The organism is Clostridium chromiireducens, assembly GCF_002029255.1.
Classification (GTDB): domain Bacteria; phylum Bacillota; class Clostridia; order Clostridiales; family Clostridiaceae; genus Clostridium; species Clostridium chromiireducens.
In genome coordinates this window covers 24343-46319 of the sequence record NZ_MZGT01000013.1, presented here as the reverse complement: position 1 = coordinate 46319, position 21977 = coordinate 24343, and the positions used below count along the sequence as shown (strand labels likewise).

General features: G+C 30.9%; 21 protein-coding genes. 3 read left to right on the top strand and 18 right to left on the bottom strand.

The genetic code is table 11. The features are described 5' to 3' along the window. Positions 1 to 4: 4 nt before the first annotated feature. From CLCHR_RS06195 to CLCHR_RS06160, 8 genes are all read right to left on the bottom strand, one after another. The gene (locus CLCHR_RS06195) at positions 5 to 574 is read right to left on the bottom strand and encodes a 4Fe-4S dicluster domain-containing protein (protein WP_079438833.1); all 570 of its coding nucleotides are present in this window, start codon (positions 572 to 574) and stop codon (positions 5 to 7) included. Further along, entirely contained in the window at positions 575 to 1960 is a 1386-nt protein-coding gene (locus CLCHR_RS06190; protein ID WP_079438832.1) for a [FeFe] hydrogenase, group A, read from the bottom strand. 18 nt (positions 1961 to 1978) lie between these two features. After that, positions 1979 to 2536, bottom strand: a complete 558-nt coding sequence (locus tag CLCHR_RS06185) for a 4Fe-4S dicluster domain-containing protein (RefSeq protein ID WP_079438831.1) — start codon at positions 2534 to 2536, stop codon at positions 1979 to 1981. A gap of 23 nt (positions 2537 to 2559) precedes the next feature. Continuing rightward, positions 2560 to 3351, bottom strand: a complete 792-nt coding sequence (gene fdhD / locus CLCHR_RS06180) for a formate dehydrogenase accessory sulfurtransferase FdhD (RefSeq protein ID WP_079438830.1) — start codon at positions 3349 to 3351, stop codon at positions 2560 to 2562. A gap of 3 nt (positions 3352 to 3354) precedes the next feature. Further along, complete coding sequence (gene mobB / locus CLCHR_RS06175; RefSeq protein WP_079438829.1) at positions 3355 to 3894, bottom strand: molybdopterin-guanine dinucleotide biosynthesis protein B; 540 nt, start codon at positions 3892 to 3894, stop codon at positions 3355 to 3357. Further along, positions 3872 to 5083: a molybdopterin molybdotransferase MoeA gene (locus tag CLCHR_RS06170; protein ID WP_079438828.1), complete on the bottom strand. Its 1212-nt coding sequence runs from the start codon at positions 5081 to 5083 to the stop codon at positions 3872 to 3874. The genes mobB and CLCHR_RS06170 overlap by 23 nt, the downstream gene beginning before the upstream one ends. Positions 5084 to 5103: 20 nt before the next feature. Then, positions 5104 to 7245, bottom strand: coding sequence for a formate dehydrogenase subunit alpha (fdhF, locus tag CLCHR_RS06165; RefSeq protein ID WP_079438827.1), 2142 nt, complete (start codon positions 7243 to 7245; stop codon positions 5104 to 5106). A 155-nt stretch (positions 7246 to 7400) separates the two neighbouring features. After that, on the bottom strand, positions 7401 to 7751 hold the full coding sequence (locus tag CLCHR_RS06160; protein ID WP_079438826.1) for a Na-translocating system protein MpsC family protein: 351 nt from the start codon (positions 7749 to 7751) through the stop codon (positions 7401 to 7403). Positions 7752 to 8026: 275 nt separating this feature from the next. Between CLCHR_RS06160 and CLCHR_RS06155 the strand changes: the two genes are divergently transcribed. After that, positions 8027 to 8515, top strand: coding sequence for a MogA/MoaB family molybdenum cofactor biosynthesis protein (locus CLCHR_RS06155; RefSeq protein WP_079438825.1), 489 nt, complete (start codon positions 8027 to 8029; stop codon positions 8513 to 8515). A gap of 271 nt (positions 8516 to 8786) precedes the next feature. On the opposite strand, the gene tkt is transcribed toward CLCHR_RS06155, so the two are convergent. From tkt to CLCHR_RS06110, 8 genes are all read right to left on the bottom strand, one after another. Then, positions 8787 to 10778: a transketolase gene (gene tkt, locus CLCHR_RS06150; protein ID WP_079438824.1), complete on the bottom strand. Its 1992-nt coding sequence runs from the start codon at positions 10776 to 10778 to the stop codon at positions 8787 to 8789. Positions 10779 to 11045: 267 nt separating this feature from the next. Beyond that, a complete protein-coding gene (gene fsa, locus CLCHR_RS06140; RefSeq protein ID WP_079438823.1) occupies positions 11046 to 11693 on the bottom strand; it encodes a fructose-6-phosphate aldolase in 648 nt (215 codons plus the stop codon). 74 nt (positions 11694 to 11767) lie between these two features. Then, positions 11768 to 12310 carry a 6-phospho-3-hexuloisomerase gene (hxlB, locus tag CLCHR_RS06135; protein ID WP_079438822.1) on the bottom strand — a complete coding sequence of 181 codons (543 nt, stop codon included), beginning with the start codon at positions 12308 to 12310 and terminating at the stop codon, positions 11768 to 11770. Continuing rightward, positions 12307 to 12930 (bottom strand): orotidine 5'-phosphate decarboxylase / HUMPS family protein, encoded by a 624-nt coding sequence (locus CLCHR_RS06130; protein ID WP_079438821.1) that lies wholly within the window; start codon positions 12928 to 12930, stop codon positions 12307 to 12309. Before CLCHR_RS06130 ends, hxlB begins: the two co-directional genes overlap by 4 nt. Before the next feature lie 17 nt (positions 12931 to 12947). Then, positions 12948 to 13913 carry a sugar kinase gene (locus tag CLCHR_RS06125; RefSeq protein WP_079438820.1) on the bottom strand — a complete coding sequence of 322 codons (966 nt, stop codon included), beginning with the start codon at positions 13911 to 13913 and terminating at the stop codon, positions 12948 to 12950. 20 nt (positions 13914 to 13933) lie between these two features. Continuing rightward, the gene (locus tag CLCHR_RS06120; RefSeq protein ID WP_079438819.1) at positions 13934 to 14677 is read right to left on the bottom strand and encodes a sugar phosphate isomerase/epimerase family protein; all 744 of its coding nucleotides are present in this window, start codon (positions 14675 to 14677) and stop codon (positions 13934 to 13936) included. Between the two features lie 12 nt (positions 14678 to 14689). Continuing rightward, positions 14690 to 15739: a LacI family DNA-binding transcriptional regulator gene (locus CLCHR_RS06115; protein ID WP_079438818.1), complete on the bottom strand. Its 1050-nt coding sequence runs from the start codon at positions 15737 to 15739 to the stop codon at positions 14690 to 14692. Positions 15740 to 16130: 391 nt separating this feature from the next. After that, on the bottom strand, positions 16131 to 17414 hold the full coding sequence (locus tag CLCHR_RS06110; RefSeq protein ID WP_079438817.1) for an MFS transporter: 1284 nt from the start codon (positions 17412 to 17414) through the stop codon (positions 16131 to 16133). 430 nt (positions 17415 to 17844) lie between these two features. Here CLCHR_RS06110 and CLCHR_RS06105 point away from each other — a divergent pair, with 430 nt between their 5' ends. Then, entirely contained in the window at positions 17845 to 18846 is a 1002-nt protein-coding gene (locus tag CLCHR_RS06105) for a linear amide C-N hydrolase (protein WP_079438816.1), read from the top strand. Positions 18847 to 19134: 288 nt separating this feature from the next. Here CLCHR_RS06105 and CLCHR_RS06100 read toward each other — a convergent pair whose 3' ends face one another. Together CLCHR_RS06100 and CLCHR_RS24715 are read right to left on the bottom strand one after the other, a co-directional pair. Next, on the bottom strand, positions 19135 to 19917 hold the full coding sequence (locus tag CLCHR_RS06100) for a class I SAM-dependent methyltransferase (protein ID WP_079438815.1): 783 nt from the start codon (positions 19915 to 19917) through the stop codon (positions 19135 to 19137). A gap of 98 nt (positions 19918 to 20015) precedes the next feature. Beyond that, complete coding sequence (locus tag CLCHR_RS24715) at positions 20016 to 20183, bottom strand: hypothetical protein (protein WP_169896770.1); 168 nt, start codon at positions 20181 to 20183, stop codon at positions 20016 to 20018. Positions 20184 to 20249: 66 nt separating this feature from the next. Here CLCHR_RS24715 and CLCHR_RS06095 point away from each other — a divergent pair, with 66 nt between their 5' ends. After that, entirely contained in the window at positions 20250 to 21785 is a 1536-nt protein-coding gene (locus CLCHR_RS06095; protein WP_079438814.1) for a methyl-accepting chemotaxis protein, read from the top strand. Positions 21786 to 21977: the final 192 nt, after the last annotated feature.

Below are 21977 nucleotides of genomic sequence, written 5' to 3'. Positions count from 1 at the left end.
ACACTTATAATATATTTACTAAATTAGCTGCAGCATTTTTTCTCTTTTCTGAAATGTCTTTATCTATAATTTTAGATTCAACTAATCTTAATGCTTCTGTAGGACATACCTCTACGCAAGCAGGACCATTTTCCCTATCTATACATAAATCACATTTGTTTGCAACTAATCTTTCTTTATATTCTAGCTTTCCGTCTTTATCACACATTAAACCTTTTTGAATAACTTTCTCTCCAGCTTTATGTTCAACTATTATATCAATAGCCCCAAAAGGACAAACTATTGCGCAAGATTTACAGCCTATGCATGTATCTTTATTTATTAACACTACCCCGTCTTTATTTATTATTGAACCATTTGGACATGCATTAGCACACGGAGCATTTTCACAATGCCTGCATTGAATCGGAGCACTTACATCTGCTGTTTTAATAACTTTTAAGCGAGGATTAAAATTAACCTTATCCTTACTTTGTACAAGTATGTTTTCTTCAGAATGTGCAACAACACATGCAGCCTCACAAGTTCTGCATCCTATACATCTTTTGGGATTTGCTATAACAAAATTATTCATTTATATTTCCTCCTTCTTTCTCGAAACAAACTTTGTATGTAGTAGATGATGAGATTTTTCACCAAGAGGTTCTATTAAAAACTCTTCATATAATTTTTTTATAAAAGGATTATCATGAGACTTCCTTATTTCAAGTTCAGAATCATGTTTATAGATACCTTTTTTTCTGCTTACTAAGGCATTTTTTCTATCTATATCTAATATAAACTTAGGTTGTCCACCGCCGCTTACACAACCTTCTGGGCAAGTCATAACTTCAATAAAATCAAAATCACACTTTCCTTCTTTTATATCTTCAAGTATTTGAACTACATTTTTCAAACCTGAAACCACCGCTACCTTTAGTGTTATCTTTGGCAATTTCACTTCTGCAACCCTAATGCCTTCACTGCCCCGTACAAAATTAAGTTCTAAATTAGGAATAGATTTCTTTGTAAGCATCTCATAGCCGCTTCTAAGTGCCGCTTCCATTACACCACCAGTTACTCCAAAAATATTACCTGCCCCAGTGTAACTTCCCAGTGGCAAATCGAACTCTTCATCCTTTAAATTTGTAAAATCTATGCCCTTATCTCTTATAAGCTGAGCAAATTCCCTTGTAGTAATAACTATGTCTACATCCTTAAAGCCACTATCTTGCATTTCTTCTCTATCACATTCAAACTGCTTGCAAGTACATGGCATTATAGCTACATTATATATTTTCTTAGGATCAACCTTGTCTATTTTAGCACCATAAGTTTTAAAAATTGTTCCAGCCATTTGTTGTGGTGATTTACAGCTTGAAAGATGATTTAAAAGCTCTGGATAACTTTGTTCCATAAACTTCACCCAGGCAGGACAACAAGAAGTAAACATTGGTAATTTCCCACCTTCTGTTACCCTTTTTATAAGCTCGCTGCCTTCTTCCATTATGGTTAAATCTGCACCAAAGTTAGTATCATAAACCCTATTAAAACCTAACATTCGTAGTGCTGCCGCCATTTTACCAGCTGTTAAACTACCAGGCTCAAGTCCAAATTCTTCACCTAAAGAGACCCTTACGGCTGGTGCACACTGAACTATAGTAAATAATTCTTCATTATATAAAGCCTCTTTCACCTTAGTTGCATTTCCTTTATTAAAGGCTGCAAACACTGGCTCCTTTACACTTTCAAGTAAACCTCTATCTCTTCTTTTCTCTTCTATTAAATGACTGTTTTCTCTATTTTCAAACGCATAAGAATTACATACCTGTATACATTGTCCACAAGAAACACAAACATCATAATCAATGCTTTGAGGTTGTCCTACTTTACCTTCTATTGCATTTACAGGACAGACTTCAACACATTGCTGACACCCAGTACATAACTCTTTATCAATATTAACTAAACCAATATCCATAAATTAAATTCCTCTCTCTTATAAGTTTAAGTTACTTACCGCTCTTATGTTTCTTATTCTTTTTTCTTCTATGACGTCGAATAATTTAAGAGCATCTTTAGGACATGCTTTTACACAAGCTGGTTCATCTTGTTCTTTGCATAAATCGCATTTATATGCAACCTTTGTTTCTTTCTCTTCTAGGACTTCTTCAAATAATTCCTTCTGCACATTTTGCATGACTGCTTTTCCAGCCTTATATTTAGTTGCCATTTCAATAGCTCCAAACGGACAAGCTACTGCACATGCTTTACAGCCTATACAAATTTCTTCATCAATTATTATTGCATTATCCTCATTTTTAATTGCATTTATAGGACAGACCTTTGCGCAAGGTGCATTTTCACAATGTCTACATTGAACTGGAACTGTAAAATCCTTCTCTTTAATAACATGTATTCTAGAAATTATTGGTGTTTCTATATTTCCAACAGTGACTGCTTCATTATGAGCCTTAAAGCAAGCTATTTCACAAGCCTTACAACCGACGCACTTATTAGCATCTCCCACAATAAAGGAATTACAATTTGACTTCATATTAATTTCACTCCTTTGTACAATTAAGGCTTAATTCTATATCCATTAGCATATATATTCATTTTATTGCCTCTTACAAATCCAACTAAGGTAATATTTAACCTTTTTGCAAGCGCCACAGAAAGACTTGTAGGTGCTGATTTAGATATAATTATTGGTATTTCTAGCTTGGCCGCCTTTAATATCATCTCAAGAGAGACTCTCCCGCTAAGTATAACTGCTTTATCCTTAAGGAATATGCCTTTCATAAGTGATTCTCCAATAACCTTGTCCAATGCATTATGTCTAGCTACATCTTCATATACTACCAGCATTTCATTGCTATCACATAATGCAACGCAGTGAACTCCTCCTGTGTTCTTAAAAACATCTGAATAATCTAAATTTGTTCTCATAAATTCAAATATTTTTTCAGTATACATTTTAGCGTCACTTTCAACAGGTTTGCAGTTTAAGGAATCTAAGAAATTATCAATTCCATCAATTGATTGATCCTTTATACTTTCTAAATCAATTTTCTTTGAGAAAAAACTTTCACGAGCAGCATCTTTATTTTTAGTCTCAACCTCTGCAATCCCTTTTTCTTCATTTAAATTAAAAGATATTATATCATCTCTTGTATTTATCAAACCTTCTGTTCTTAAAAAGCCAAATGACAATGCTTTTAAGTTTTCTGGACTACATAATAGTGTAGCCAATTTTCTTCCATTAAGAAAAATTGTTAGCGGGTATTCTCTAACTAGAAGTTCATCTACATCTGCTTTACCTATGCCGTCTTCTATTTTAAAAACTTTACATTCTAATGTTTTTTCCATTATTTATTTCTCCTTTATAACTTTATCCTCAATAAATTCAGCTATCTTAGTCGCATTATTGATATCTAATTGATCTATGTTTAAATCTAGCTTTTCATCAGTCGCTACTGCTAAAAATTTCATTCTATCTAAACTCTCATCTTCACATAAAAGTTTTGAATCAACTTCTTTTCTATGAACTTCTATTTTAGGATATCCATTATTTTTATATCCCTCTATTATTACCAAATCCATACCTACAAATAGTTCCATTATTTCTTCAAGATCCTTTTCTTCCTTAGTTTTTTCTATCATAGCTATTTTTTCTTTTGACGAAATAACCATCTTATCTGCTCCAGCTTTTACAAATCTATAACTGTCTTTTCCCTCTTTATCAATATCAAATTTATGAGCATCATGTTTTAGGACTCCTATGTTGTAGTTTTTTTCTTTTAATATAGGTATTAATGCTTCTATGAGCGTTGTCTTCCCTGTTCCAGATTTAGTTGCAACTATAGATATAGCTTTAATTTCACTTGATTTATTTAAAGATGAATTTTCCACTTAAAACTTCTCCTGCCTTTTTATATCCGATTCCTTCTGGCATTATTATTATTCCATTTGCCTTACTCATAGTAATTAACTGGTTAGAACTTTGAGATCCAGCTTTATATGCATATAACTTTCCGTTCTCAGCTTTTATCTTTACATATATGTATTTACTTCTGCCTTCTTTTTCTTTAAAGTCTTCAGCTAATATAACTGGAAAAGTATTATCACTCTCCATGTTTTTACCAAGCATTTTTTCACAAGCTGGCTTTACAAATTCTTCAAAGGTAGTTATTGCAGATAATGGATTCCCTGGTAAACTAAAAAATAGTTTTTTATCAATAACTGCAAAGCTTATTGGTTTCCCTGGCTTTATAGCTACAGATTGAAATTTTATATCAGCATTTATCTCATTCAATACTTGTTCTACAAAATCAAAATCACCTACAGAAGCACCTCCTGAAGTAATAACTATATCTGATTTTTCTAATGCTTCTTTAACTTTACTCTTTAGAGTATCCTTTTTATCTTCAACAATTCCGAAGGATAGAGCTTCTAATCCTAAATTCTGAATTAGTGCTTTTAGTGAGTATTCATTACTATTTCTTATTTGTCCAAACTTAGGAGTTTCATTTATTTCTACAAGTTCATCTCCTGTTGTAAGTATTGATACTACTGGATTTCTAGGAACTTTAATTTTGCTATAACCTAAAGAAGCTAAAACTCCAATTTCAGTTGGCCTAATCAGTGTTCCTTTTCTTAAAGCAATATCTCCTACTTTAATTTCTTCACCAAGTTTTATTACATTGCATCCATTTTTAACTTTCTCAGAAATATGAAGAGTATCTTCACGAACTTCTACTTTTTCAATTTGTATTACTGCATTTGCACCTTCAGGTACTGGTGCTCCTGTCATTATCTTCATGGCTTGCCCGTTTTTTAATTCTTTATCACTAGACTCCCCAGCTTTTATAAGATCAACTATCTCAAGCTCTATTGAAACTCCATCTTTATATAAATCAGTATCCTCACTTTTTATAGCATATCCATCCATTGCTGATTTATCAAAGGGTGGAAGATTATCTCTAGAATATATATCTTCTGCTAGCACCTTATTTAAACAAGATAAAATATTCTTCTCTTCACCTTCTAAGGCCTTAGACTCTTCCAAAATTATCCTTAAAGCTTCTTCTACACTAATCATTGCAGTTTCCTCTCCAAATATTATTTTTCAGATGTTATTCTCATTTTCTTTCTTATGTTCTCATATTCAGTTATTATATATTCCTCTGCCGACTTTTGATCTTCAATTCTTTCAACCTTAACTGCACAATACTTGAATTCAGGAGTTTTTGAAATAGGATCAAGGCTATCATTAGTTAACTCATTACATGCACCAATCCACCATTGATATGTCATAAATGTGGCTCCTTTTTTAACTCTTTCAGTAATAAGAGCTCTTGATAATACACTTCCTCTTCTCGATGTTATTCTTACAAGTTCTTGATCTTTTATATTTAACTCTTCTGCATCTTCAATACTCATTTGTATAAATCCTGGTTCATCTGCAAGCTTTTGAAGGGCACGGCAATTTCCTGTCATTGTTCTTACTGAATAATGTCCAACTTCTCTTACAGTTGATAAACTTAAAGGATATTCTTCATCTGTTAATTCAACTGGTGGTCTCCATTCACAAGCGAATAACCTTCCTTTACCGCTAGGAGTCGTAAATTTATTTCCTTCATAAAGATAAGAAGTTCCTTTGTGATCTTCTGTAGGGCAAGGCCATCTAACAATTCCTTGTTCTTCAATCTTTTTATAACTTGCTCCTGCAAACTTAGGACATAGACTTCTCATTTCATCCCATATTTCTTCTGTATTTTTATAATTCATTGGGTAACCCATAGCTGTTGCTACTGCACTTATTATTTCCCAATCAGTTTTTACATCTCCTAAAGGTTCTACTGCTTTTCTTATTCTTTGGAAGCCTCTATCTGCTGAACTATAAACTCCATCATGTTCCCCCCAAGAAGTTGAAGGTAAAATAACATCTGCATGAAGAGCTGTTTTATTCATAAATATATCTTGTACCACTATAAATTCAATTTTATCTAAAGCTTCTCTAAGTTCTGCTGCATTTGGATCACTTTGAACTGGATCTTCTCCAAATATATAGTAGGCTTTTATCTTATCTTCCTTAAGCACTAATTCAGGTACTTGAGTTAAGAAGTATCCATTTTTATCTGAAAGTTCAACACCCCAAGCCTTTTCAAATTTTTCTTGTGCTTTCTTATCTGTTACAAGCTGGTATCCTGGATAATTATTAGGTATTGTTCCCATATCACAAGTTCCTTGTACATTATTTTGTCCACGAACTGGTCCAATTCCTACATTAGGTCTTGCAAAGTTTCCGGTTAAAAGGGCAATAGACGCCAGGCCTCTTACTACATCAACAGCTTGTGAGAATTGACAAACACCCATACCATATAATATTGTGGCATTTTTAGCCTTTGCATATGTTCTCATTGCTTTTCTTATATAGTCAGCTTTTACTCCTGTTATTTTTTCAGCATATTCTGGAGTATATTTTTCTACTTCTGCTTTATACTTTTCAAAGTCCTCAGTATATTTTTCTACATAATCGTGATCATATAAATTTTCATTTATTAACACATTTCCAAAGGCATTAACTAGAGCCATATTAGTTCCACCCTTTAGTTGAAGCCATAAATCAGATAATCTTACAACATCTGTTTTTCTAGGATCTGTCACAATTATTTTTGCACCCTTTTCTTTGGCCTTAACTATTCTTCTTGCTACTATAGGATGAGTTTCTGCAGGATTATATCCAAATATAAATAAAACGTCTGAATTTTCAATTTCTGGAATTGAATTTGACATTGCACCATCACCTAATGAATAAGTAAGTCCTGCAACAGATGGTCCATGGCATACTCTAGCACAATGATCTATATTGTTAGTCCCAATAACTGCTCTCATAAATTTTTGCATTACATAGTTTGGTTCATTTCCTGGACCTCTAGCTGAGCCTGTCCCCATAATTGCATCAGGTCCATATTTAGCTTTTATATTCATAAGGTTTTCTGCTGTAAATTTAATAGCTTCATCCCATGAAACTTCCTCTAATTCTCCATTTTTTCTTATCATAGGCTTTTTAATTCTAGAAGTTAGTATTTGAGGGTCGTTCAAGAAATCCCAGCCATAATATCCTTTTAAACATAATTTTCCTTCATTATTATCACCATTTGCAGGCTCTGCTCTTACAATCTTTCCATCCTTAACTACAAGATATAAATTGCACCCACTTCCACAATAAGGACATACCGTTAACACTTTTTTTTCCATATTCTGATTCACTCCTCTTAATTATCTACTCATAAAATCAATATTATCTAAAAAAATAAAAAAACCAGTACAAGGGCTGTTTGTTCCAACAGTCCTAAGTACTGGTTTATCTTAAAGCTAAAATATTAATTAATATTCTTCTTTTCAATCCAACCTTAATTTATTAAATTTATTGTTATAACTACTGTTCTATTATCATTTTCTATATTACAAATTTTCCAGCTATAAGTAAAGTCTTTTTTTAATATATCTTTTACTTCCTGAAGAAAATTTTTTTCAAGATGAGGTTTCATTATTTTCCAATAATCTGTCACTATATTGACAGCACCTTCATTAACCAAAATTTCGCTGAGATTTGAAAGAATACCCTTTACGTCTACAGTTATCGTATCAGGGGAATCAATCTTTACTTTAACATATTCTGGACCTCTACCTCTGTAATATTTTATAATTTTAACTGCAACTTTTTTAATTTGTTCTTGTAATTCAAGATTTATAGCACTCATTTCTATTTAAATCTCCTATTTTATTAACAAAATCCAGTTCTATATATTTTACCGTGTTGTAATATTTTAGTCAATTCAGAATATTGATGTAATTTTTCATTTATAGCTTTATTTTGACATATTTCTAACTAATTATCACTCATTTTAAGTCTTTCATCTTTTTTTTAATTAATCTTATATTTGCTATTACTATTTTAATCTCTAATTAAACTATAGTATAATTATTTAAATTTAAATATTTACTAATACAAATCTTTCCTTAGGAGGTAAGCATAATGATAAGTACAGCAATACTAACTATAAGTGATAAAGGCTACAACAATCAACGCGATGATCTAACAGGTCCAGCTATAAAAGATATTCTACCAATTGATAAGTTTTCTGTAGAATATTATAAAATAATCCCTGATGAAGTTGAAATGATAAAAGAAGAACTAATATATCTTTGTGATTCCTTAGGTATTAATATGATCTTAACAAATGGTGGAACAGGTTTTTCAAAGAGAGATGTTACTCCAGAAGCCACAACAAGTGTTATCGAAAAATTAGTGCCTGGTATCCCTGAAGCAATGAGAAGTGCTTCACTAAAAATAACTCCTAAAGCTATGCTTTCAAGAGCTGTTAGTGGAATTAGAAAAAGCACCTTAATAGTAAATTTACCTGGAAGTCCAAAAGGCGCTGTAGAAAATCTAGAGGTTATACTGCCAGCCCTTCCTCATGGAATTGATATTCTAACAGGTGAGGCTTCTGAATGTAGTCGGTAATATTGAAAAATTTAGGTAATGCAATTACACACTCCATACTTTTAAGCTCATTCAAAGACTTATTAGCATAAGTAAATACTTACTTGAACTCTCTAGTGTTGCACAACAGTGCAATAAAAAAAAACTATGCTATATAATAAAGGACCCACAAAAATCCAAATTAGATTTTTGTGGGTTTAATAGTGTAGGGAAACACGACATTTGAAATCCACTAATATTCATGGCACTTTAGATTAGTTTTAATATCTTTTCAGTTTAATTTATGAACTCTTTATTTATTAACCACATTCATAGATTTATCCACTACATTTTCTACAGTAAATCCAAATTGTTCAAATAATATTTCTGCTTTACCTGATGCTCCAAAAGTGTCTAATGAAATAACTTCTCCATCAAGACCTACATATTTATGCCATCCAAAGCTGGTTAATGCTTCAACTGCAACTCTAGCTCTAACTGATTTTGGCATTACTGACTCTTTATAAGCTTCATCTTGAGCATCAAATAACTCAAATGATGGTATGCTTATAACTCTTGCGTCTATTCCTTTTGCTGCTAGTTCATCTGCTGCTTTAAAGATTAATTCAACTTCTGAACCTGACGCCATTAAAAGCACATCTGGAGTTTCGTTTTTAGATTCTTTAAGGATATATCCACCCTTTAATGCTCTCTTAGGACATCCATCATATAGTGGCAGTTTTTGTCTTGTTAATACTAATGATGTTGGAGTAGTTCCATTAGTCACAGCATAATACCAAGCTGCTGCAGTTTCTTTTGAATCTGCTGGTCTAAATACTGTCATGTTTGGCATACTTCTAAGTGCTGCTAATTGTTCTATTGGTTGGTGAGTTGGACCATCTTCTCCTACTCCAATGCTATCATGTGTTAAAACATAAGCTATTGGTAAATTCATTAATGAAGATAATCTCATTGCACCCTTCATGTAATCACTGAATACAAAGAAAGTTGCACAGAATACTTTAAGTCCGCCATGAGCATACATTGCATTAGCTATTGCTGCCATAGCATGTTCTCTTACTCCAAAGTGAAGATTTTGTCCGCTTCTATCTTCTGCTGAGAAATCTCCTTTTCCAGCCATGTAAGTTTTATTTGAAGGAGCAAGATCTGCTGAACCTCCAATAAAGTTTGGAATAAGTGCAGCTAATCTATTTATTAATATTCCTGAAGAATCTCTTGTAGCCATTTCTTTATCGAAGCTCCAGAATTCTTCATTATTTAATAATGCTTCTTTATCTATTTCACCACTCATCCATTTAGTATACTCTGCTGCAAGTTCTGGATAAGCTTTTTCATATGAAGTGAATAATTCATTCCAAGCCGCTTCTTTAGCTTCACCTTTTTCAATATATTCGTTCATGTTTGTATACACTTCGTCTGGTACATAGAATGCAGGTTCAGTCTTCCAACCTAAGTTTTCTTTCATCGCTAATACATTTTCTGCACCTAGTGGTTCACCATGAGCTGATGCTTTTCCTTGTTTTGCAGGACATCCAAAACCAATTTGGTTTTTAACTATTATAATAGATGGTTTTGCAGTTTCTGCTTTAGCAGCTTCTAACGCTGCTTCTATTGCTATTACATCATTTCCATCTGTTACATTTAATACTTGCCAGCCGTACGCTTCGTATCTTCTTCCTACATCTTCTCTAAAAGCTATGTCTGTATCTCCTTCAATCGAAATATTATTTGAATCGTATAATACGATTAATTTTCCTAAACCTAAAGTTCCAGCAAGAGATGAAGCTTCTCCTGAAATGCCTTCCATAAGGCATCCGTCTCCAACTATAGAATATGTATAGTGGTCAACTACGCTGCAATCTGGTTTATTAAACTTTTCCGCAAGGTGAGCTTCTGCTATAGCAAAGCCTACTGCATTACAAATACCTTGTCCAAGTGGTCCTGTTGTGATTTCTACACCTTTAGTGTGGCCATACTCTGGATGTCCTGGTGTTAAACTTCCGATTTGTCTGAAGTTTTTAATATCTTCTACAGTAACCCCATAACCGAATAAGTGTAACAATGAATATTCAAGCATCGAACCATGTCCTGCTGATAATACAAATCTATCTCTGTTATCCCACTCAGGATTTTTTCCATTATGGTTCATCTTTGACCATAACGTAAATGCCATAGTAGCTGACCCAAGTGGTAACCCTGGATGTCCTGAATTTGATTTTTGGATAGCATCTGCTGATAAAACTCTTATTGCATTAATAGATAGCTGATCTAATTCTCTACTCATTTCTTACCTCACTTTTATATAAATATGGCTTGTAAAACGCTATAACCCGCTTTATTACTATACCTTTTTATATTGTTTTATTGTTTTATGTTTTTATTTATATATTGTTATATTCTTAAATTTTTAAGTTCTTATATTCTTATATTCTTATATTCTTATATTCTTATATTCTTATATTCTTATATTCTTATAAATATATATTCTTAAGAATATATATTTATAAGAAAAGCTACAAGCTTTTCATCCACAACTGTTCACTGTAATACGTTACTTGCCAAAGGCTGCGGCCCAGTCTGCTTTAAATTTTTCAAGACCTTGATCTGTTAATGGATGTTTTACCATTTGTAATATTAAACTATGAGGAACTGTTGCTATGTGCGCTCCTGCTTTAGCAGCTTCAATTACATGGATTGGATTTCTTACGCTTGCTGCTATTATTTCTGTTTCTAATCCATGGATTTCAAATATTTCTGCTATATCTCTAACTAGATCCATACCTATCATTGAGATATCATCTACTCTTCCAAGGAATGGGCTTACATATGTTGCTCCTGCATTTGCTGCTAGTAAGCTCTGAGTTGCTGAGAATATTAAAGTAACATTTGTTTTTATTCCTTCACTAGCTAAAACTTTTGTTGCCTTTAAGCCTTCAACTGTCATTGGAATTTTTACTATCATATTCTTGTGAATTGCTGCAATTATTCTTCCTTCTTTTATCATTCCTTCAGCATCTTCACTTACAACTTCTCCACTTATTGGTCCATCAACTATTTCCGTTATTTCATTAATAACTTCATTGAAATCTCTTCCTTCTTTAGCTATTAATGATGGATTTGTTGTTACACCACATATTACTCCCATTTCATTTGCTTCTTTAATATGTTCTACATTTGCTGTGTCTAAGAAAAATCTCATTCTATATTCTCCCCTTTATTAATAATTTTCTATAATATATTTTTTGTTATATTACATTTATATAAAATATACTATTACTCTACATTAATATGGTTTTTAGCAGCCTCATTATCAGATAAATTATCTTTTTTACTTATTAATAAGCATAGATCATCTAAAACTATATGAACAGATTGATCAAATAAAGAGCTCAAAAGCTGAATTGATTCAACAGCATTATCATTTTTTGTTTTTCCCGGAACTTCAAGTACTAGATCTGATACTTCTGCAAGAGGTGAATCCTTCTTGCTTGTAACTCCAATTATAGTTAGTCCCAAGTCTTTTGCCGCTTTTGCATTACTTAATGTATTTTTGGTTTTTCCAGAACCTGATATTGCAACATATATGTCACCTTTTTTTAGAGCAGGTGTTATTGTTTCTCCCATTACATAGGAGTTATAACCAATATGCATTAAACGCATTGCAAATCCTTTTGCTTGGAATCCACTACGCCCTTCTCCATCAACAAAAATTCTTATTTCCTTTTTAAAGATACTTACTATTTTTTTTATTTCCTCTTCATCTACTTTTGCTATTACATCCTTAATTTCTTCTAATATTTGATCAACTATTCTCATTTTTCTATTACCCCCTTAAATTGTCTTGCTTTTTCTACTGGATTTTCTGCACCAGTAATTGCAGAACCTACGATAACCAATTCTATATTATGTTTATTTAACTCAGGGATACAATCTAAAGTAATCCCTCCTGCAACTGCAATTCTATTGACTTGTGGAAATCTTTCTTTAAATTCTTTCACTGTTTTACCTGGATTTAATAATTTCTCTCTATCAATAGACGCATGTATACAATAAATAGCATTATTAAAATGTGATATTTCTTTAATCTTTTCATCTGAACATTCCAATAAATCTATCATCATTGTCCCATTATTTTGTTCAGAAACCTCATAGCATTTTTCTATAGTTTCCAATGATGCACTTCCCATTACAGTTAAAATATCAAAGCCTTGTTTAAAGCCTTGTTTAAACTCGTAAGCACCTTCATCACTAGTCTTAATGTCTCCTAATAATTTTGATGTCTTTTTTTTACTAGTTAACTCTTTTAGCTTGAAAAGTCCGTAATCTTTAATTAACGAAGTTCCAATTTCAATAACATCTGCTAATCCATCAAATATTTCGGTTAAATTTTCTGCCTTTTCAAAAGGAACTCTATCTATAGCAACTTGTAACTTCATTTTGTCCTCCTTAATTATCATGAGACTTTTCTTTTATAATTTTTAAGAAAGTTATCTAATTCCTCAAATGTTGGTAACCCCTCATTATCACTTAAATTCATCACTTGAATACCGCCAATAGCATTTCCTCTTTCCAAAATTTTAATATCATCAAGATCTTCTAAAGTAGCACTAATAACACCTGCCGCAAAGCCATCGCCTGCTCCTACCGTATCTACAACTGGAACTTCAAAGCTTGGACACTCGAATTCCTTTACTTGTCCGTTTTCTAGTTTCTCTCTAGAATATGCACCTGTAGTACCCATTTTTATAATTACCTTTTTTACTCCTTGCTTTAAATAGAAGTCAGCAATTTCTTCTTTTGTATCCTTTCCTGTAAATAATTTCCCTTCTCTAAATCCTGGCAATACAATATCTGATTTAAAAGCTAATTCATTTGTCACTCTAATCATTTTTTCTTGGCTTTCCCATAATACTGGTCTTGGATTAGGATCAAATGTAACAAGCATTCCTTGTTCATGAGCTTTTTCTATAGCTTTAAATATTGTTTCTAATGTAGTTTCACTTAGTGCTGGAAAGATTCCTGTAATATGAAGAACCTTTGCATCTGAAAAACTTATCTCCTCTAAAATATCTTTAGTTATCTTTGATGCTGCTGCTCCTTTTCTAAAATACAGTACTTCTGGATCTCCCTCATCAGTTCTATTTTTAAATTGAAATCCTGTTGCAGCCTCCTTATATGTTTTTACAAATCTTGCATCTATATTTTCATTTTCTAAATATTTTTTTACATATTGCCCAAATGGATCATCTCCAACTTGGCTTATATATGTTACTGTATGCCCAAGTCTCCTAAGCCCCATAGCCACATTAAGTTCTGCTCCAGCAATTAACCTTGTAAAGTGTTCCACATCACTAAGATGTTCCTTGGTATCTGCCAAAAACATTACCATTGGCTCTCCAATTGTTATTATCTCACTCATTTTTTTCACCCTTTCCCTTGTTAATGTGTTAAAACTTCTTTTATTTGCGCTATTTCATCTAATATCTCTTCCTCTTTGATTGGATATTCGATGATTACTGGTACATCCTTCGGCAATTTATTTATCATTGACTTCCAATCAATTTTTCCTTTTGAAAGCAAAGTTGTATTAAGATTGTCATTCAAAAAGTCTACATTTTTCAAATGAAATACAGTGATATTTGATTTCAAAATATCAAACGCATTTTTAGGATCTTCTTTTTGCCAGTACCAATTGCCTAAATCAAAGGTGTAGCCAATTGACAATGAATTAGTATTTATAAAATTAATAGCATTTGTTACACATTTTAAATTCCCATTTTCAGGTGTTTGGTCATTTTCTATTGTGACTTTTATATTGAAATAATTAATAATATCTTCTAGTTTTTTCATTTCATCTAAATCTAAATTTTCTAAGTCACCTATGTTAAATTTAATATGAGTTGAACCCAATTGTTTTGCTTCTTCAAAATAAACTTTTATATTAGAATTTATTCTTTTTTCACAAGCTATTTTCTCAGGAACTGAATAGTAAATTTCTATGTTGAGTTCTTTAGCTAACCTACTTATTTCTTTTAATTCTTCATTAGATTTTTTTAGATATTCTCTTCTTATTTCAGCAATAGCCACTCCTAAGTTTCCTATGTTACTTAATATTTTTCCTTGTTCTATTCCGTTATCTAAATCATTTTTAAAAACTAATAAATTTATACCTAGTTGATTCATAATTATCACCACTTACTTTTTTATACTTCTTGTTGAGTAGTTTAAATGAATTTGAACTGAAATTTCTTCTAAGGCAAACTCTGTTGTTCTACTGCCTTCTATTCTTTCAAATAGTAATTTAGCAGCTTTTTCTCCCATTTCATATGGATTTTCATCTATTGATGTAATACCTGGACCGATTAAACGGGCCCATTTTTCATCAGCAAAACCAAATATGCCTATATCTATTCCAATTCTTATTTGTAAATCATATATGCACTCTACAAGAACCTTTAATATTTCATCATTGTTTGCAAAAAAACAAATATTTCTATCTTTATTTTTATTTAAGATATCTTTTATCTTCTCTTGTATCTCTCCTACCTCATTTTTTTTAATAATAGCAGTTTCTCCTGATACAAATGAATTTTGCGATAAAAATTCTTCCATTGTCTTTTTTCTGTCTAATCTTGAACTTATACCATTTATATTTTCTGTAAAATATACATAGTAATCATAGTCATTTTTTAACAGCTCATTTAATATAGTTCTTGTTACATCTGCATTATTTATGGTCACTGAATCATAAATTAACGGGGTTACATATCTATCTAGCAGCACTATTGGTTTAAAATTATCTCTGCTTTTAAATTCCTCTAAATATTCATAGTTGTTACCTGTAGTATTTACTAACAATCCATCTACTTGACTATCTAATAAAGACTCTATATTTTCTTTTTCCCGAATAGCCATATTATCTGCATTTGTAACAAGTAATTGATAATTATTTGCTCGACATACGTCGTTTATACCTTTGATAAGTAATGAAGAAAAGGGATTTCCTATATCTGCAATTGTTAAACCAATTATATTAGAATTTTTAGCTTTTAGTGTTTGTGCTATACGATTGGGTCTATATTTCAGCACTTTAATTGCCTCATCTATTTTTTCTTGAGTTTCCTGTGACATAAATTCAAAATTTTTATTTAAATATCTAGATATTGTTGTTTTAGAGACTCCTACATAAGCAGCAACATCTGCAATTGTGACATTTTTTTGTTTATCTGTAGAATTTTTTAGCATAACTTATTCCTCCATTCAATACTTTTATTATCAATCTTAAATGTTAAAGGTTCAATAATTTATGCTATTATTCTCTATTTTTCCTTAACATATTTCAAAACTTAATCTAATAAAACTAAATTGACTCTAATAATTATATATTCATACTAGTTTATCGTTTTAGTTAACCGGTTTCTAAATTGACAATTTAATGTTAAGACTTTCACAAAAAAATGTCAAGCCTTAGTTCTAAAGATTAAATTATATAAAAGCACTTCTTTATAAAATTAAGTGCCCTTTAAAAGTGTCTTAGGATTTTGCTCTAGATATCCTTTACATCAATTTTATTAGAAGGTTATCCCAATTCTCATTTTATTTGCATATGTCTTTCAATTAAATAAAAAAACTAGTATTATATAGCTTCTACCTCTACTATATTTTTTGAAGCTTTGGAACTTTTTACGGCAGCCATAAGGAATACTGATAATAGCAATGAACCTGACATAAATATATAAGACGCATTTACTGAACCTGTTATACCATTTAAATAACCTACAACATATGAACCTACAAATGAACCTAATGCTCCCATACTGTTAATTAAAGCACTTGCTCCTCCCGAAACATTTTTAGGTAATATTTCTGTAATTATTGCAAAGAATGGTCCATAAGGTGCATACATTACTCCACCTGCAATTACAAGTAAAATATATGATAACCAGAAGTTCGAAGTTCCAATTAAATAAGAACCAAAGAATGCTACCGTACCTATTAATAAATATACCCACACAAAGGTCTTACGATTTCCTGTACGGTCAGAATAATAAGATGATACGAGCATTAATATTATTGCTAAAGCATATGGCAATGAAGATAACCATCCTGCTGAAACAATTCCAATTTGTGGACTTGCTTTGAGAATTGACGGTAACCACATTACAAATCCGTAAACTCCTATACTCCAGAAGAAATACTGAAATGAAAGAATTATTACTGTAGGTGACTTGAAAGCTTCTCTATAATTTTTTACTGGTTTTATCCCCTTTTGTTCTTCTTCCATTGCCATCTCAATATCTTTCTTCTCTTGATCTGTCAACCATTTTGCTTCTTTAGGCTTATTATCTGCAAGCTTTAACCAGAAAAATGCCCATATAACTGGTGGTATTCCTTCAATAATAAACATCCAACGCCATCCAACAGAGTTTACTAAGTAACCAGATACTATTGACATCCATAAAACAGTGGCTGGGTTGCCCAAAATTAAAAATGTGTTAGCTCTTGAACGTTCTTTTTTAGTGAACCAATTGCTTAAGAAAATTAACATTGCCGGCATAACAGCACTTTCAATTATTCCAAGCATAAATCTAGTGACCATTAAAACTTTTACATTTGTTATCATACCATTTGAAGCTGCAAGTACACCCCAAAGAATTAAACTCCAAAAAACTAATTTTTTTGCACTTTTCTTTTCTGCAAACCATGCTGCTGGTACTTGGAAAAAGAAATAACCTAAGAAAAATAATGCAGATAATAATGAAGCTATTGATGCAGTAATGTGTAAAGACTCACCCATTCCTCCTGCAACACCAAAACTATAATTTGCACGATCTAAGTAAGCTAAACTATAAGTAATAAATGCTACTGGTATTAATCTTTTCCATCTTTTAGAAGTTAGTTGAATATTTGATTTATCCATTTTATACCCTCCATAATAATCATTTTAATTTTCACCTAATTATCAGTTAAAAACAATTTCAACTTTAGTTTATCGTTTTAGTTAACCGGTTTACTAACTTGCAATTTAATGTTAACGCTTTCAGGACAAGATGTCAAGTGGTATTTTAAAAAATTCCTTATAGAATAATATATCCTTATTTCATTTGTATTTATATCCAATTAATAAATTCTAAAGTATATAGCATCAAATCCCTTTCTCTTATATCTTTCTTATAATATAAAATGTTTGTTCTATAACTTACGTAGGCATATAAACTGGAACTTTATTACCTGTGGAAGTATATCTATGAAATATATAGACATTTTATTTAGTATTCCACATACCGATGTTTCTGAACCTTAAAACTAGATGTGGTTATTTAATAAAATATAGGAGGCAGAGAATTAACATGTGTACAGCAATAACGCTACAATCAAAACAGTTGGAAAATTTTTTTGGCAGAACCATGGATTTTTCTTATAATATTGATCCAGAGCTTTATATTGTACCTAAATATTATGTATGGAACAATGTTCTTAACATGCATAAATCTTATGATTGCTATAGTTTTATAGGCATTGGACAAGAAAGTGATGGAATGCTTGGCTTTTTTGACGGGGTAAATGAAAAAGGATTTGCAGCCGCAACATTATATTTTGCAGGTTATGCAAAGTACAAAACACAGTCAGACTATATTGATAAGGAGCCTATTTCATCTTTAGATTTTCTCCATTATATTTTAGGAAGATGTGGATCAGTAGAAGAACTTAAAGAAATCCTACTAGAGATATGTATTGTAGGCCTTGAAGACCCAGTAACAAAAACAGTTGCGCCTTTACATTGGATTGCCACAGATAAAAGCGGCGAATGTGTTGTTATTGAACAAACTGAAACAGGTCTAAAGATATTTCAAAATCAAATTGGAGTTATGGCCAACAGTCCTGATTTTCAGTGGCATATGACTAATCTTAGGAATTACATGGATGTATCACCAAAACAAAACAATGATGCATACTGGGGAAAAATTCGTTTAAAACCATTCGGTCAGGCAGCAGGAACCATGCAGTTACCGGGAGGATACACATCCCCAGAAAGATTTGTAAGAACAGCGTATCAAAAAACGCATATTCAGACACCTAATAACAGTTTAGAGGCAATAAACGCGTGCTTTCATATTATGGAAAGTGTTTCTATTCCAAAAGGAATAGTAATAACAAATAGAGATACTTATGATTATACAAAATATACTGCCTTTATTAATACAAATACTTGTGAATACTTCTTTAAAACTTATGACAATACTATGATTACAAGTACAAGCCTTTGGGATAACTACACAAGTGGTACTCAGCTAATATCGTTAGGAAAGTTAAGGCGTCCAGTTAAATTTGAAAAAATAAAACAATGTTGAGCTTGTAAGTGAAAATTCACTCAAAGTTTTACTATGAAATCTTTACACACTCAAATCATATAAGCAGATATTACTTAAAGATAAAAAAAATCACTCTTAAAATGGGTGTATTATAATTTCCTTAAAACGTATAATAACCCACTAAAAATCCTAACCTTAGATTTTTAGTGGGTTTAATTGTGGAGGCGAAGCGTGGCCTCTGCAATCCACTACTAATATGATATATATATGAATTTCCAATTTAATTTATAGTGTCAAGTTTCAATTATTTCTCATTTATATCTAAATTTATTGTATATTTTTTTCAATCACTCCATAAATAATTGCACCGTTTTTTTTGCCACCATAATATTTTTTTATTCCTAGCTTTTCAAACTCATTAGAACCTTGTCTTTCTTTTATAACAACTCTTTTTCTGCAAACTCTAAGAGCCTCCATTAAAATCTCTTTTGTTAATCCTTTGTGATCTGCAAAGTCCCTAAAGGAATTTATTGATGCTGACTTTCTATTTGGTTCTTTAAACATAGGATCAAAATATACTACATCAAAACTATTATCACTTTGCTTTAAAATATAATTTTCATATGATTCGTTAACAACCTTTATATTATCTATGGTTTTACCATCAACATCATTATAGGTTTCTAATCCACATTTACTTAAATAGGCTATATACTTATTAACTTCCGTTCCTACTACATATCCCTTTTCTCCAACAACTGCTGAAAAGACAAGAGAATCACCTGCAAGACCTAATGTACAATCTAATATACTATTTCCTTCTTCTAATTTTGTTGCCTCTATTATAGCTTCTTTATTGCCTTGTCTTATTGATTTAATCTTAAGTTCTGACATATTAGGATGCCAAAACACCGTACTATCTTCTCCCTTTATAACAATCTTATCTCTTTCAATTACTAATAAGTAATCAAAACCATCCTTCAAAATTGTTTTTTTGATACTAAAATTACCTCTTTTTATATAAGGTATATTTAAATCTTTAGATACGTCCTTTGCTTTATGATTTAAACTCTCATCTGCATCTCTTGTAGTAGTAACTGCAATCTTCATTTCTCTCTCTCTATCTTTCTCCATATATATTGCAAAAATAATTATGAATTTATAATCACAAAATATATAGTTATTCTTTTGTTCTAACAAATATTATACTATATTTCAGTTGAAATATGAGTTTTCTTTATAAATAATGAAGCTGGTCTTTGTCCTTCTTCATCTTTAATTTCGCCACAAGCAACACATTTCAATTCAATATAACCATTACTTATATCCTTATTTAACGTAAAATAATTTAAGAAAAATTTGTTTACAATTTCCAATATTTATTATAATATATATTAAACATATAGTTTTAGTCGGATATTATCACAAAAGGAGGCATTAGTATGTTTATAGTCACTATAATTACATCAGTATTAATAACATTAATACTAGTCGCAATAATTTTTAAGTCTAATACTCAAAAATTATATACAATAAGTAATCATTTAGAAAAGATATCCAAAGGTGATTTAACAAAAACATTAACTTTAAACGGAATGGGGATTTTTAAAAAGTTTTCTTTAAATATAAATACATTTATATTATATATAAGAAAATTTATAAATGAAACCGCAACACTTAATGATAAGTTAATAGATTATTGTAAAGATTTAGGTAAATATGCAAAAGAGGTTGAATTCGCCGCCAATAATACGACAACAGTAATAAATCAAATATCTACTGTTGTTGAAAATCAAACCAATGATATAGTACAAGCCAAGAATTTTATCGCAGAAATCGTTGAAGAAAATAAGTCTATAATAGATAACGGAAATTCAATTGAAGATATGTCTTATTCCATGACACTTGAGATAGATAAAACAAATGAAATTTATGATCAATTAATACAAAAACTTAATAATTCTGCACTTTCTAATGAAAATTTAGCATATAAGACTAAATTACTATACGACAAAGTGTATACAATTCAAAGTATTTCAGATGCAGTAAACAATATTAGTGAAAATACAACTTTGTTAGCGTTAAACGCATCCATTGAAGCTGCACGAGCTGGAGAGCAAGGAAAAGGCTTTGCAGTGGTAGCAACCGAAATACAAAAACTTGCTAAAATTTCCTCTGAGCAATCAAAAGACATAAAAAATATAATAAATGATATAAATAACATAATAAAAGATATATCAGAATCAATGTCTGCTGAAGTAAAAGTAATAAATGATAATATTGAATTTTCAAGCATAACAAAAGATAAGTTGAAAACTATTAAAGATAAAAATGAAGCCACACTAAATTCAGTAAAAAACATAAATAAAATAATTGATATTCAAGGAAATAAGATAGATAAAATCGAAAGATTCATTGATGATATAGAAATTGTTTCTACCGCTATATCAGATTCTACAAAAAAGGTTGCTGCTGCTTCCGAAGAACAATTAAACTCTATAATCAATATTTCTACTTCTGCATCCTCTTTAGCTGATATGAATAGCAATTTAAAAGGACATATTGATTCCTTTGCAAAAGATTATACTATAGATGATAAAACAAACCAATATATAAATAATGGATTAGAAATTCTCATAAACTTATCTAAAAACGATATTTTATGGAATATGGACTATAATAGTGCTACAAAAATACTAAAAGAAAAGATAGCTGAGTATCCTTATTTTGATCTTTTTGCTTTAATGCAAAAAGATGGTTTAAGAAAAGCTATAACTTTAGATTATACTGAAAATGAAGTTTACGTAAACTTTTCTCATAGGCCATATTTTAAAGAAGCAATTGAGGGACATATTTTCAAATCAGAACCTTATATTTCTGTAGATACAAATAATTATTGTATCGCAATATCCGTACCTGTTCTAAATTCTCAAAAGCAAATTGTAGGAATATTAATGGGAGACCTAATACTCGGCTAAGTTTTTTAAAAATCATTTATACCCTAACTTAATTTTCACATTTCTTTTTATTGATTCAATGTCTTCCTGGAATAAATTGTAATGTTTAAATTAATACTCTCATCATTCACACTATTAATTTTATCTTTTGATAATTAAAATAAACCCACGAAAATCAAAACTTTAGATTTTCGTAGGTTTCATAGTGAAGGC